This is a genomic window from Algimonas ampicilliniresistens, from assembly GCF_030159955.1.
Lineage (GTDB): Bacteria > Pseudomonadota > Alphaproteobacteria > Caulobacterales > Maricaulaceae > Litorimonas > Litorimonas ampicilliniresistens.
In genome coordinates this window covers 1,449,552-1,463,970 of the sequence record NZ_BSNK01000002.1, presented here as the reverse complement: position 1 = coordinate 1,463,970, position 14,419 = coordinate 1,449,552, and the positions used below count along the sequence as shown (strand labels likewise).

General features: G+C 56.6%; 11 protein-coding genes and 1 tRNA gene. 8 read left to right on the top strand and 4 right to left on the bottom strand.

Features of this window, described 5'->3' with window-relative positions; all coding sequences use genetic code 11:
• A complete protein-coding gene (gene gatC / locus QQL54_RS14920) occupies positions 1 to 303 on the bottom strand; it encodes an Asp-tRNA(Asn)/Glu-tRNA(Gln) amidotransferase subunit GatC (RefSeq protein WP_284392269.1) in 303 nt (100 codons plus the stop codon).
• A gap of 116 nt (positions 304 to 419) precedes the next feature.
• On the opposite strand from gatC, the gene QQL54_RS14915 reads away from it, so the two are divergent.
• Genes QQL54_RS14915 through pyrC form a run of 6 tightly spaced genes read left to right on the top strand, consistent with a single transcriptional unit; the run spans position 420 to position 5,089 of the window.
• Positions 420 to 1,046 carry a 1-acyl-sn-glycerol-3-phosphate acyltransferase gene (locus tag QQL54_RS14915; RefSeq protein ID WP_284392267.1) on the top strand — a complete coding sequence of 209 codons (627 nt, stop codon included), beginning with the start codon at positions 420 to 422 and terminating at the stop codon, positions 1,044 to 1,046.
• Positions 1,047 to 1,094: 48 nt separating this feature from the next.
• Positions 1,095 to 1,700 carry a 1-acyl-sn-glycerol-3-phosphate acyltransferase gene (locus tag QQL54_RS14910; RefSeq protein WP_284392265.1) on the top strand — a complete coding sequence of 202 codons (606 nt, stop codon included), beginning with the start codon at positions 1,095 to 1,097 and terminating at the stop codon, positions 1,698 to 1,700.
• A gap of 60 nt (positions 1,701 to 1,760) precedes the next feature.
• Positions 1,761 to 2,357: a hypothetical protein gene (locus QQL54_RS14905; RefSeq protein ID WP_284392264.1), complete on the top strand. Its 597-nt coding sequence runs from the start codon at positions 1,761 to 1,763 to the stop codon at positions 2,355 to 2,357.
• 11 nt (positions 2,358 to 2,368) lie between these two features.
• Positions 2,369 to 2,821 carry a Holliday junction resolvase RuvX gene (ruvX, locus tag QQL54_RS14900; RefSeq protein WP_284392263.1) on the top strand — a complete coding sequence of 151 codons (453 nt, stop codon included), beginning with the start codon at positions 2,369 to 2,371 and terminating at the stop codon, positions 2,819 to 2,821.
• A 55-nt stretch (positions 2,822 to 2,876) separates the two neighbouring features.
• Positions 2,877 to 3,824, top strand: coding sequence for an aspartate carbamoyltransferase catalytic subunit (locus QQL54_RS14895; protein ID WP_284392262.1), 948 nt, complete (start codon positions 2,877 to 2,879; stop codon positions 3,822 to 3,824).
• On the top strand, positions 3,821 to 5,089 hold the full coding sequence (gene pyrC, locus QQL54_RS14890) for a dihydroorotase (RefSeq protein WP_284392260.1): 1,269 nt from the start codon (positions 3,821 to 3,823) through the stop codon (positions 5,087 to 5,089). The genes QQL54_RS14895 and pyrC overlap by 4 nt, the downstream gene beginning before the upstream one ends.
• Here pyrC and QQL54_RS14885 read toward each other — a convergent pair.
• Positions 5,074 to 5,418 (bottom strand): Mpo1-like protein, encoded by a 345-nt coding sequence (locus QQL54_RS14885; RefSeq protein ID WP_284392258.1) that lies wholly within the window; start codon positions 5,416 to 5,418, stop codon positions 5,074 to 5,076. The two genes, pyrC and QQL54_RS14885, sit on opposite strands and share 16 nt — an antisense overlap.
• 259 nt (positions 5,419 to 5,677) lie before the next feature.
• Here QQL54_RS14885 and QQL54_RS14880 point away from each other — a divergent pair.
• A tRNA-Asn gene (locus QQL54_RS14880) sits at positions 5,678 to 5,753 on the top strand.
• A 1,139-nt stretch (positions 5,754 to 6,892) separates the two neighbouring features.
• On the top strand, positions 6,893 to 8,458 hold the full coding sequence (locus tag QQL54_RS14875; protein ID WP_284392252.1) for an anti-phage dCTP deaminase: 1,566 nt from the start codon (positions 6,893 to 6,895) through the stop codon (positions 8,456 to 8,458).
• A 42-nt stretch (positions 8,459 to 8,500) separates the two neighbouring features.
• Here the strand turns inward: QQL54_RS14875 and QQL54_RS14870 are convergent, their stop codons facing one another.
• Both QQL54_RS14870 and QQL54_RS14865 read right to left on the bottom strand, forming a co-directional pair.
• A complete protein-coding gene (locus QQL54_RS14870; protein ID WP_284392249.1) occupies positions 8,501 to 12,559 on the bottom strand; it encodes a translocation/assembly module TamB domain-containing protein in 4,059 nt (1,352 codons plus the stop codon).
• A complete protein-coding gene (locus tag QQL54_RS14865; RefSeq protein ID WP_284392247.1) occupies positions 12,559 to 14,331 on the bottom strand; it encodes an autotransporter assembly complex protein TamA in 1,773 nt (590 codons plus the stop codon). Before QQL54_RS14865 ends, QQL54_RS14870 begins: the two co-directional genes overlap by 1 nt.
• Positions 14,332 to 14,419: the final 88 nt, after the last annotated feature.

Sequence of the window (14,419 nt, the reverse complement as noted above, 5' to 3'; positions counted from 1 at the left end):
CTATTCCACCGAACGTGGGACGACAAAGAAGCCATCCTCAGCTTTAGGCGCATTGGCGAGAATTTGATCGCGGATACCACCGGCTGTGACGATATCAGGCCGCATCGGCGCACGCATATCGACGGCAGAGGTCATCGGCTCGACGCCTTCGACATTGACTTCGCCGAGTTGCTCGATCCAAGCGAGAATACCGTTCAAATCATCGGCGATAGCGCCGCATTGGCTATCTTCGACGTGCAGGCGTGCAAGACGGGCGATCTTTTTGACATCGTCACGGCTGACGCCATGTTCTGGTTCGGCCACGGGGCTCTCCAAAGGTTGAAACGACGCCCGTTACCAATGCGGCTGACGGCTCGCAAGCATTGTGCGCGTCATATACGTTGAAACATCCGAAACGCCTCGCTATCGGGCACTTCCTTATGAAATACGACAACCCACATATGTCTCCGCATTCGCCGCGTATGGGCAATGCCTTTACCCGCTGGGTTGGATCGTTCGGCCTTAGGCTGATCGGTTGGAAACTGAAGGGCCGGATGCCCGACGCACCAAAATTCGTCATCATTGGCGTTCCCCACACATCCAATTGGGACGCCATCGCCGCGTCCCTCGCTATGCTGGCCAGCGGGTTCAAATACACGTTTCTGATCAAGAAAGAGTGGTTCTTCTGGCCAATGGGGCCGATGTTTCGCGCGATTGGCGGCTATCCCGTTGATCGAAGCAAGGGCAGCAATGCCGTGCGGCAGCTTACGCGCATTTTCAAAGACAATGACCGAATCTGCATCGGTTTTCCGCCAGAAGGCACACGTAGTAGAGTGGATCGCTATAAGACTGGCTTCCTGCGGGTCGCCTATGCCGCCAATGTCCCCGTCTTCATTTGTGCCTTTGACGGCCCGAACAAACATGTCGTGCTCGATCGGGAATTCCCGCTGACGGGCGACATCGACGTCGATGCGAAAGCGATCAAAGACTATGTTGACGCTACTTGGGTCGGTATAAATCCTGAAAACCAGTTCCCGCCGACGACCTCCAACCTGTCAGACGTTTAATGAGGTCCGAAAGCGAACTATCGATCGCGACACATTAGGCTCGACCCTATGGACCCATATCCACATCTCGCCCCGACCTCTCTGGTCAAGCCGGAATACCGGATCGGAAACCGATTCACCCGGTGGATCGGGCGTAACCTCCTGTCGATTCTGGGCTGGAAAACTCTCGGTGATCCGCCGGACATGCCCAAGGTCGTCATTATCGCCGCGCCGCATACATCCAACTGGGACCTGATCATCGCCCTCAGCGCCATGCTGGCCTATGGGATGCCGATCTACTTCATGATGAAGAAGGAGGCCTTTTTCTGGCCTCTGGGTCTCTTGTGGAAGAAGATGGGCGGCATTCCCATCTCCCGGAAGTCGAAGAATGATGTAACCGGACAGATGGCGGACCGTTTTGCGGAAGAAGATACGCTATGGATCGCCATTACACCCGAAGGAACCCGGTCCAGCGTTCCCGGTTATAGGAAGGGCTATTTGCGGATTGCGCAGGCCGCCAATGTTCCGGTCTATCTGTTTGGCGTTGATGCCCGGCACAAAATCGTGATTTTCGACAAGGTGTTGGAAACGACTGGCGATATTGATGCCGACGCCGAGGCCCATCGAGCCTATGTCAGCGCGCATTATAACGGCATTAAGCCCAGAAATGGCTAAGCCAAATATAGGCCAGTCAGGCTCACGCTCAGGCGCCACCCGCTCGCGACGATCAGCCCCTTGAACACGCCAACACACGTCATCGTGGCTCTAGCCGCCCTGTCGCACCGCGAGAATCGCACCCGAAATATCTGGGTTTTGGCCGGAGCGCTCATCCCCGACGCCATCATCTTCCTGTGGGCCCCGTGGCAACGCTGGGGCCTCGGACGAGACTGGGGCGCGATCTGGGATCAGCATTATTTTGAAGAGCCGATGCAGACATGGGTCGCCCTGTTCAACAGTGTTCCGGTCTATGCCGGGCTGCTACTGATCGGTTGGTGGCAGCGAGGAACAGTATGGGGCGGCCTACTTTTGGCCTTTGCCGCTGCGGCTCTGCTTCACATTGCTCTTGATGCGCCCGTTCACGGCCATGACGCTTACCGCCATTTCTGGCCGATCAGCGATTGGCGCTTTTACAGCCCGGTCTCCTACTGGGAGGGGAATTTACACGCACGCTGGGTTTCGCTGGTCGAGGCCGCGCTGATGTTGGTCGGCACGATTGTGCTTTGGCGACGCTTTCCAAAGACTTGGGTTCGCGTCGTGCTGTCTATTTTGCTCGCTCTGACACTGATTGGCACAGCGATGCAGCAGCTTGCCGCCATGCAGGTCTCCGGCTAGGGCGCTCTCCCATGGCTTTTATCGATCTTTCCACGCTTGCCGCGACCTCTGGTGCGCTGCTCGGCCTTGATCCGGGGACGAAGACACTCGGTCTGGCCATTTCCGACCGGACCCGTCTGATTGCGACTCCCCTGCTGACCATCAAGCGTAAGAAGTTCACGCCCGATGCCACCCAGCTACTTGAGCATTACCACGTCAATGACTGCAGCGCGCTGATCGTCGGTCTGCCGCTCAATATGAACGGCTCTGAAGGACCGCGCGTCCAGTCCGTCCGTGATTTTTGTAACAACCTACTGCGTCTGGATGATCTTCCAATCTTTCTTTGGGATGAGCGCTTATCGACGGCGGCCGTCACGCGTGACATGATCGAAGCTGATGTCAGACGGTCCAAGCGCGCAGAAAAAGTCGATGCATTAGCGGCCGGATATATTCTACAAGGTGTGCTTGATAGGTTGCGCGCTTGATTGACTCGCCTGCCCTGCCTTTCTAAGGCCCGCACAGTTTTGCACCGGAGCGCTTGTGACCCCATTCGAGGGATATGAATTCACAAAGAGGCATTGCCTCGATATTTCCGATTTCAACCGTGCCGATATTGAAAATCTGTTGGCGCTCGGCGCGCATTATTCTGATCTCAATGTGCAGAAGCATGGACCGCGCGACGCTCTCGCTGGAAAAACGCTGATCAATCTCTTCTTCGAGAATTCGACACGGACAGAAAAATCCTTCGAGCTCGCCGGGAAACGACTCGGCGCGGACGTGATTTCAATGCAGATTGGTAGCTCTTCCGTAAAGAAGGGCGAGACCCTGCTCGACACAGCGGCCACTCTCAACGCGATGAACCCCGATTTGCTGGTCGTACGACATGGCTGTTCGAGCGCACCGTCATTGCTGGCACAGAAAGTGTCTTGCTCCGTCATCAATGCAGGCGACGGCATGCATGCCCATCCGACCCAAGCTTTACTGGATGCACTTACCCTGCGTCAGGCTTTCGACGGTGACTTCTCTGGCATCCGGATCGCAATCTGCGGCGATGTTCTGCACTCCCGCGTGGCGCGGTCCAATGTGCAGCTGCTCAATATGCTGGGCGCTGAGGTCCGGCTTGTCGGTCCCCCCACGCTGATCCCGACCGATGCGGATCAATGGGGCGTTGATGTGTTTCACGACATGAAGTCGGGCCTCGCCGGATGCGACGTGATCATGATGTTGCGCCTTCAAATGGAACGGATGAGTGGGGCGTTCGTCCCATCAAAACGCGAATATTTTCACTATTATGGGCTCGACAGAACCAAGCTGACTTACGCGAAAGACGGCGCGCTCGTCATGCATCCTGGCCCGATGAACCGCGGCGTCGAGATTAGCTCCAACATCGCTGACGATCCGGACGTGTCGCTGATTACGCAACAAGTCGCTGCCGGAGTCGCGATCCGCATGGCGGTCCTTCATGCCTTATCAGAGGGCATCCGATGAGCGCCCTAACCCTCACCGATATTCGCATCATGGATCCAGAAAGTGGCCGTGACGAGGTCGGCCATGTGCTGATCGAGGACGGGCGGATTGCCGCTCTCGGCGACACGCCCGTGCGCGGCGAGGTCATTGACGGACACCGCCTGACCTGTGCGCCGGGGCTGATCGATGCGCGCGTCAAAGCCGGAGAGCCCGGCCAAGAGAACCGAGAAACACTCGCCACGGCTGCGAAAGCTGCGCTGGCGGGCGGCGTGACGCAGATCGTTGTCCAACCCCAGACCGAACCGATCATTGATGATTTGTCGCTCGTCGACTTCATTCTACGCAAGGGCGAAGCGCTCGACGTTGACGTTCATGTCGCCGGCGCGCTGACCAAAGGGCTCGACGGGCGCACCATGACCGAAATTGGCCTGATGACCGATGCGGGCGCCGTGTTCTTCGCGTCCGGGCCGAACCCGGTCGAGGACGCACAAATCATGCGCCGTTTGATGGCCTATTCAGCGACCTTCAACGCGCTGATCAGCAACAGCCCAGTCACGCCCGCTCTGTCGAACGGCACTTGCGCGCACGAATCGGATGTTTCCGCGCGTCTTGGCCTGCCCGCCGCTCCAGCGATTTCCGAGCGCATTATGGCCGAGCGCGACATGGCGCTGGCCGAGTTAACCGGCGGTCGCCTGCTGCTCGACCTGATTTCCAGTGCGGAGACCGTCGATAGTGTGCGCCGCGTCAAAGGCCGCGACATTGACGTGTCCGCTTCCGTTTCGATCAACCATCTCGCGCTCAACGAACTCGACATTGGCGATTACCGCACCTTTGCCAAGCTCGACCCGCCGCTGCGCGAGGAACGCGACCGCCAAGCCTTGCTGCGCGGCGTCGAAGACGGCACGATCGACATTATCGTGTCCGATCACGATCCGCAGAGCGCCGGACGCAAACGCCTGCCTTTTGCCGAAGCCGCCCCTGGCGCGGTCGGGCTCGAACTTCTGCTCGCCGTCGGCCTGAAACTCGCCGCCGAGGAAGAGCTTGACCTGATGGCGTTCCTACGCGCCGTCACCATCAACCCCGCAGACCTGTTAGGCCTCAAGGGCGGACGGCTCAGTGTCGGCGCGCCTGCCGATCTCGTCATCTTTAGCGAAACTGATCCGTGGGTGCTCGATTCAGAGGCGCTGTTGTCGCGGTCTAAGAACACGCCGTTTGATGACCGGCGCATGACCGGACGCGTGCGTCACACGATCAAGGCTGGCCGAATCGTCTACTCCGCGACCTGATCCGGCGTGACCCCTGCCTTGCGCAGCTCTGCGCCCATCTGTCCGGTCAATACGCAAAACAACATGCGGAAATCCGAGAAGAGCGACCAGAGCGGATAGGTAAAGGTGGCGGGCTTGTTCTTTTCAATCAGCCCGTGGCTCACCCAGGCGAAGAAATAGCCTGCGACCAAAACCAACGGCAAAAACGCCCAACGCCCCGTCATAATCACAGCGATCAACACGCCAATCGCAATCGCCGTTCCGACATAGTGCCAGGCCCGTGTGGCTGGCCGCGCATGCTCGCGCAGATAATAGGGCCAGAACTCCGCATAGCTTGTGATCGTTTTCATGCTCCCACCCTACCAAAAACCAACAGGTTAAGCAAAAGTGACTCCTATTATCGCTTCATTAACCCTGTGTCTTTACCACACCCCTGTCTCCTATGAGACACCCACCATTCACCTAATACCTTCGGGCGCTTCGGCGCCCTTTTTTTTGCCCGTGCCTCACCCTCACCTTTTCGCCTCTGCGCAAAGATGAGGATCGGTGAAGAAAACGGCTTGAGGTGTGTGATGCGCGCGTTATATAGCGCGCCACCCCGCGTGGTGATCCGCAATAGCTCAGTTGGTAGAGCAATTGACTGTTAATCAATGGGTCGTAGGTTCGAGTCCTACTTGCGGAGCCACGCGCGGGGCTTTTCTCTTTACCATCCTCATCTCAATAGCCGTCCGGGCAAGCGCCATCGTGCGGTCAGACGGCTTGGCCTGACGGGGATCGGCACTCCCTTGGAAGTGACACAGGGCGCGGGTCTCTACCCGCCGAAGGATAGAGCAAAAGACACACCTATTTACGACGGGAAGACACCCGCGCGAGGTGATCGGCTTGATGCCGCCGCCTTTGCGCGCGGTCCATCTTTGCGGGGTCCCCGGCCTAACCTGAATTGCCAGACGCGGCGAAACAGGATGTTTGGCTCTCGGGGTCCGCATCGACCAACAACGCACAGAGGCGAGACATCAAAGGGCGCAGTGCGGGTGCATAAGCCCGCCCGCATCCCGCTTAAGTCTACGCGGTTCCCGTTTGACCGAGCGCCGCCAGATCACTCTGGCGCGGGACGTCCCCCGCACGCAAATCCAAGCCCTCACACCTGCTCGCTACGCCAAGGGTCATGCACCTCCCCGTGTCTGTAGCGAACGGTCGCCACTCTATCGGACCGGCGGGCCGGGTGGATGGGATTATGAGAATAGCCACCGCCATAAGGGCGCGACAGCGACAGAGTCGCGGACGGATCGTCCCCACAGCCGAAGGGCGGCGCGCGCAGCGCAGCGAGCACGGGGCACGCAGCGTTAAGGGAACATCCCTTTGGATGTTCATAGCGGAGTTGCCGAAATGCAATGCGTTTCGGACCGCGCACACCGTGCGTGGCTCAAGGCTAGCATCGCGAAGCGATCAAGCCCCAAAGGGGCTTTAATGGGTCGGGATTGAAAATAGCGTTGCGCCGAACGGCACAGGCCGCTCAGAGGTTTAGGTGAGGATAAAAATATTTATCATCATAAATCAGATGAGCCAGCAATGAAAACCAAAAGTAATTAAGAGCGACTTTTGACTCTTTGTGCTGAATAGAAACCTACGGCATATCCACGGACTTCCATTTGCTGGCTGATTACGGACCTCTTGTAAGGTAGAGGGGAGCTTGATGTGCTTTTTACTTCGCCTTTTAAAGTAGTATTGCCTGATTTTGCTCTCTTGGTCATAGTGTCCCTCCGTGGATGCTAAAGCGTACATAAAGTACGAGGTGTTGTCGCGGACTTAATGTGGGAAAAGTGAATGCAAAAAGTGGCGAAGAAGCAGCAGGTAAAAACGAAGCTAAAACCGGAGCTTGTAGTTGGTTTGGTCGCAAAGATCGGTACAGATATCGAAACGGTCAATGACGCGTTAGAAGATGAGCTGCGGTTATACGGTTACAAATCTGAGTGCGTTCGAATCACTGAAACACTGTCTGCAAACGACATAAAACGCCTTACAAAAGAGCAAATAGATAGATCAAGTTTCGAAACTTATTGCGGTTCAGCGATGGATGTTTGCAATGAACTCCGCTCAGAGATGGGTAACAGCGTAATGGCGGAACTCGCAGTGCGTGAGATCGTCGAAAAACGAAAAGAGTCAGGTGGTGATGAAACGAAGCAGTCTAGAGCTTTTATCGTAAGGCAGCTTAAACGTCATGAAGAAGTGGTCTTTTTGAGAGAACTTTACGGCGATAGGTTTGTCTTAGTGTCTACATACTGCCCGATAGATTTGAGAAAAAAATTCCTCGCAGAAAAAATTGCCAAGAGCAAAAGCTCTATTTCTTGGAAGGAGTATTTTTCTGAAGCTGAGGCGCTTATAAAAAGAGATGAAGACGAAGTTGGAAATTCATCAGGTCAGAATGTTAGAGATGTTTTCCCATTAGCAGATGTGATCATAAATGGAGCTTCGCGGGGCTCAATTAACGAGACAATCAGGAAATTTCTCCGAGCATATTTTGGGGATCCGAGTGTATCGCCTACTAATGATGAACATGGCGCTTACATTGCCTATGCTGCAAGTTTGAGATCTCTTGATCTCTCCAGACAAGTAGGAGCTGCGATATTTGGATCTGATCATATGGTTCTATCAATAGGCGCAAATGAGGTACCAAAATATGGAGGCGGAACTTATAAAACCGATGATATTATAGAACTTGGACAAGACGGTCGTGATGTTGCTTTGGGGAAAGACACGAACTCTGAAATGAAAGCATTGATGGCGAAGGATGCAGCTCTGAGAACTCTCGGTTATCTTGAGTCCAACAAGCTTATAAGTAAGAGGTCGTCGAATAAGTTCAAAAAGCAGCTGCAAGACAACCATTTGCTAAATCTTGATGGGCTGAAAGACATGCTCGTTCTTGATATTGGGGAGTTCGGACGTGCAGTGCATGCTGAAATGAATGCTATTACTGATGCTTCGCGATCACATGCATCAACGGCAGGCGCGACTCTATTTTGCACAACATTCCCGTGCCATAATTGCGCAAAACATATTGTTGCTTCGGGTATTATTAGGGTAGTTTATCTTCAGCCCTATCCAAAGAGCAAAGCCGACGAAATGTACCCTGATAGCATAGCCATTAATCCGGCCGATGAAGTAGATAAGAAGGTCCGATTTGAAGTATTAACTGGAGTTGCACCAGTAATATTTGAACGTATATTTGGCAATAAATCATCGAGAAAAGATAAGGACGGAAAGGCAATTCCTTGGTCAAAGCAAGAGGCTTGGCCGTTAGTTTCTCATCTTAAACAGAGTTACATGGCTGATGAGGATAATATACTCCATATATTAACGAAGGGCATTCGTACGATTTCATCTAAAAAGTAGCCCACCCCGCTTATAAATCACAATCCCACTTTTACTCTCCCCTCAATCAAAATCCTTCTTCCACTGCACGGAGAGCTTTTGGCGCTCATCTGGCAAGGTCTCCGCTTCGAGGGAGATGTTGTTTCGGACCTGCCATTCGACGGCAATGCCCGGTGTGCCTTCGGCGGCGGTTCGGACTTCCAGATAGACGTCGTCCGATAGATATTTGCCCGTTGTCAGCTGTGCCTGCCCCGTATCGTTCTGACCGATTTCGAGCGTGTCGAGCCCGACCGCATTTTCCAGCGATCCGAACAGATCGAAGCCCGACCCGCCGGAGAGCTGCGTCAAAGCGGCGGCGAGCCGTGCAGCTTCAATGGCGGAGAGTTGGGTTGGCGAGCGCCCAAATAGGATGCGCGAAAGCACTTCGTCTTCTGGCAAGTTTGGTTCTGACGTCAGTTTGATTTCGGGTCGATCCAGCGTCCCGGTAATAGCGACGACCGCCGTTAGGTCTGGCGTTTGCCGCACCGCTTCGAGCGAGAGGATTGATTGCATCACATCATCGCGCAGAATGACGGAGCTTTCCCGAAACTCGAACCGTTTGCTGAGGAAGTCAAACCGTCCGCGCGCGATGGACATGTCGCCGGCAACGACGGGGTTATCGAACGCGCCGCGCACGCGCGCATTCAAATTCATGGATGCGTTCAGGCCGCGACCCGTCACTTTGATCCGTCCGTTGGAGATGATTTTCACATCCAGTTCGGTGACAGCTGTGGCAAAACTTCGGTCGACCTCTTCTTCCGGCTGATCACCGAAATCGACGTCTAGCGTCGGCAGGCCCGGCTTGGGCAATCGCGCTATATTAAGATCGGCATCGGTGACGCGGAGCTCTCCCGCCAAGCGGAACAGCTCCGCCGTGCGGGACACGGTCAGCTCGCCGCTGACTTCGGCATGGCCTTCGCGGCGGTCGACGACCCGCAATTTCTCGGCCTGAATATCCACTGTCCCGGTGCCTTCGCCCAGCCCCATGCGCCCCGATCCGCTGAGTGTACCGCCGCTCACCCCTTCGGCGGACAGGGTCGGCACATTAATCGTTTCGCCGGATAGCTCGGCGATCATGGTAATGTTTTTCAGGTTGAGGCCGAGCACGCCTTGTTCAAACCGGCCCTCCGTCAGAGCGATCCGTCCCGCCAATCCAATCGGCGTGGCGGGAACAGTAAATTCGATATTCGTATCGATTTGCCCGGCCACATCCGTACGCGGCGGTAAGAAGAGCTCAACCACCGGGCCGATTTCGCCGCGCAGGTTAGCCCGACCTTGCAGCGGTGTCGTCAACGGATAGACCAAGAACGGCGCGGTGGGCAGCGTGTCGAGCGGGCCTTCGATCACGGCTTGACCGTCAAGGCCGCCTTCGGTCGCGCGCATCGTGGCGGTGAGCTGCTCGCCCACCAGCTCTATCTGCGTGACGACGGAGATCGGGACGGCGTTGCTGATCGGGCTGCGCAGATCATCAAGGCTGAACATGGCGGAGCCTTCAATCCCGTCTACAACAGGCGTGAAGCGGCCTTTCCCAGAAATTGTGCCTTCGCTGACTGGGCGCGCCAAGAGCCGCAAGATTTGCGCAATCGAGACGGATTTCAGATCGAATGACAGTCCTTGATTAGTGTCCGGTTCGAGCGCCGCTTTGATCTCGCCGCCCAGCCCGGCGGCGTCGAGCGCACCGGCCCAGCCCTGCTCTGTCTGGCGCGCGGACGCCTCGCCCGCCAAGGTCAGCGTGCCGATGGCAATGTCGAAATCGCCGCGTGTGGCGAGGGCGTCTGTTCTGAGGTCAGCCACGCCGTTCGTTGTAAGGGTTAGCGGGCGCTCAACATCCCGCACTGTGGTTCGGCCTTCAGCATCCACATCAAAGGCGACAGCGTCGCGCGGCCCTTTAGCGAGCAACCGGACATTGGCCTGATCCAAGCGCCACACATTCAAGCCTGTCAGGGTCGTATCAATATCCACCTGCGCATCGCTGAGCAGGATTTTCGCCTCTATCGCGTCAGCGGGGACAATCGGACTGGTTCCCGACACGATCAGATCCCCGCGCAAGGCGGCAATATCGCCGCCAATGCCCGACAGCGTGCCTGTCGTCATCAGGTCGCCCAGCGACCCTTGCAGCTCGCTGACACTCCACTCGCCGTCTTCCAGCACGACCTGACCGCTCGTCCCGATCCGGCCCTGTTCGCTATCGCCCGAAAGGTCGCCCTGCATCGCGATCACGCCCCCCGAATAAGTCCCGTCTGCGTCAATCTCGACCGCCGTCATGTTTAGAGCGCCCGCGTCCAGCGTCGCCACTGTCGCGCTCGTCTCGAAGCTGATCTCGCTCGGCGGGCCGGACAGGGTCGCGCGACCCTGCGCATCCGTCGCGGTCACGGCGGCAAACGCGTAACGCTCTACGTCATAGTCAATATCCGCCTTGATCCGTCCATCGCGCCAACGCGCCGAACCCTTGGCGTCGAACAGCGTGTTGGACGCGGTAAAACGCGGCACGATGACCGCACCGTTCTGGAAACGCAGCGTCGCTTTATAGGTGAACCCGTCCGGCACGAGCGGCTCAACCGCACTGGCGAGGCCCGTAATATTGCGAGCCCGTCCCGTGACATCAGCAACCGGGCCATCGGCCGTCGAGCGAAGGGTGGCCTGACCGGAAAGCTTGGCACGCGGTCGATCGCGGAACAGCTTTGTATCGACATCATAGCGCCCTGAAAATTCGGTGCTGCGCACCTCGCCATAGTCAATCGAACCGCGCCCCTGAAAACCGAGTCCCGGTAGGGCGATGTCGGCCCGAGACAGGGCAATATTCCGCGTCTCAATATTGATTTGTCCAGTCGCGATCACACGCGCACCATTGGCGCGGGTCGCCTGTGTCGTCGATGCACGCCCGGTCAGAGCCGTATCGAACGCTAAGAGTCTGTTGTCGGACAATGTCAGCGTCGCCGGACCATGCAAGCGATCGACGGCGTAATCCTTGTAACGAATGTTCTGGCCGTCAACCTGTCCCTCAAAGCTATAAATCTCACCCAGCCTCGCCTGACCGGTCGCGGTGAGCGTCCCGATACTCATATCCTCCAAATTGAACGACCGGAGCGGGTCGCGGGCAGCCATTGTGAGTTTATCAATGACAATGACATCGTTTTGCTGCGTCCCGCTTGCGTCGAGTGTCACCAAAGGCGACCGGATAGCGACTGTGGCGCGGACGCCCTGATCAAGCGGCAACGTCGCTTCAATCTTGGTTTCGCCGCCCAGTATATCCGAAAGCCGGGCCAGAACCGGAAGTTCGTCGGGCTGCAGCGTACCGGATACTGAGACTTGCGACTGGCTGCGCTGGATTAAAATATCCGCAAAGTCTGAGCTGTCAATTTGGGCGGCGAGCTGTGTTTGCTCATCCTTCGTCGTCACATCCGCTGTAATCCGCTGACCCGGATCTAAGCGTAGCAAGCCCGCGACCAGACCGCCGGGTGCGCCGTCAATATCGGCCTCGCCGCTCAGCACTAAATCCGGTGACCACGCCAGGTCGGCCTCAATACTATCGTCTTGATCGGAGCGAGCCGACAGTACGGCATCGCCACCATCCGGTCCGTGGCGTAGATCGCCAGAGGCTGACATCTGGATCGCCTGCCCGACAATCGGCTCTTCGACGAATATGTCCGGCAATTCAATGCCATCGACATGGAACGTCTCAATACGCTTTTCGCCATTGGACCCGCTCGGCACAAAGATCGGACGGTGCAAAATATCGAGGTCCGCTACCTGAACAGCATTGACGTCGAGCGTCTTGGATAAGAGCGCGCTCGGGCTCCAATCAACGCTAACATTACGGGCGACCAGCCAGACCCCGTCTCGACCTGTAAGCTCAATCCTGTCCACCTTGAACTGCCCCAATACGGAGCCGTGTAGACCATCAATCTCAATGCGCTGTCCGGCAATGTCCAAATCTTCGATCGTGGCTTCGACGAAAGCTTGACCTGCGCTGCTACCGATCCAAACGCGGACCCCGATCACAGCCAGTAAGGCCAGTCCGATCAACCCCAGAAGGATTAAGCCGATCCGTTTGGCCCAAGGGTTTTTCACAGCCCCGGACATCAAAATGCTTGTCCGATAGAGATATAGACTTGGATGGCTTCATCCCGTTCAGACGGATTGAGCGGCGTAGCGACGTCCAAGCGGAGCGGGCCTGCAGGTGTCATATAGCGCACCCCAACCCCGACCCCGGCGCGTAAATTATCGAAAGAGGGATATTGGGTGTCCGACACATTCCCGACATCAACAAATGCAACCGCCCCAATCGTATCCGTAATGCGCGCGCGGCCTTCAAAGCTGGCTTCAGCCAAGCTACGGCCTCCGAGCGGGACATTGTTGGCATCAAATGGCCCAATCGCCTGAAAGGCATAGCCGCGGACAGACCCCCCGCCGCCCGCAAAGAAACGATCATCACCCGGGACATTGACGGCTTCTGCACCGAGCAGCGTTCCCAACCGAACGCGACCGGCTGCTACGAATCGGCCCTCTGGTGACAGCGGTAAATAGTAACGGCCCTGAATCTGACCCCGCACATAAGGCGTATCAGGTCCGTCCGGCGAGAAAGCATAGGTCGGCTTTATACTGGCTTCAGCCCGCCAACCTTTGCGCGGGTCGAGCAGAGAGTCCGCATGGTCGAGTCGGGCGGAGCCGTTCAATGCGAGCACCTGAAAGTCACGGCGCACGCTCTCTCCAGACTGGCGGATGTAGCGCGCTTCAGCCCCATAACTATATTGAAAGACGGGTCCTTTGATAACTTCTACCCCAGCCCCGATTTTGCCGGTCTGCTGATCAAATGCATCCGTATTTTCGTCGAATGCGGAGGCAAAAAGGCTCAGACCTTCGCCATAGCCAAGCTGGTTGGGACGTCGCCAAACCAAATCGAGTCCATATTCGCGCTCGGCCAGCCGGGCCGTACTAATCAGTAAATCGCCACGGCCGGTCAGGTTGCGCCGTAGGAGCTCGGCATCGACACCAAAGCCTTCGGACGTATCGAAGCCGGCCCCGAGCGTCAGCGTATTGCGTTTGCGTTCACTCAGGATCAGTTGAACATCCCGCACTTCTGTCCCGTCGGGGTCTGTGCTGATCGGTTCGTCCGTCAATTTTGCCAATGAGTTCTGGAATAAACGCGTTTCTGCAAGCCGAGAATTATAGAGCGCTAATTCGGCTGGATCGTAGAGCTGCCCTACTTCCAGCGGATTAATCCGCATAATATAGCCGTCTTTGGTCCGCAGCCCATCGGGAATTTTGACGTCACCCAGTCGGACGCGTGGACCCGCTTTGACCGTGTAACGCACACTGATTGTCTTTCCTTCACGGTCACCGATGACCTCGCGCTCTGTAACTTCTGCGTAAGGGTAACCGATGCCGCGCAATTTCGCGCCAATTTGACGTTCCTGATCAAGCACTTCAGCCGAAATAGCTGGCATACCGGGTTGCAGACTGATCGACATACGCGCGGCGTCTTGATCGACTTCGCGCGGCGCTTCGCCATTATAGCGGATGACCAAGCGACGCACGGCGAATTGAACGCCAGGGGTCACAGTCAATTGCGGTCGCGCCTCCCCTCCGAGACCAACGACCGCTATCTCGACCGTCGGGTCAAAATAGCCATAGGCGTTCAGGACCCCCTCAATAAGGGTTTTGACGCGACGCGCTTGCCGCCGAGCGTGCAAAGGACTTTCTGCGTCCGGCTCTTCCGGCATCCGATCAATAATTTGCTCACGGATCTCTTCCGGCAGGTCGCCCTCATAGATGATTTCGGCGGGATAGGCAGACGCAATCGCTGGCAGAGACCAGACAACCAAGCAGCTAAAAATGGCAATGAGAATGCGCATGAAGGCCGTTCGTATCCCTACCCCGATAGGAATTAAATGCATTTAAGCACGGTGAGTTCCCAATGGTTGTCAAAGGGTAGACAGGCTA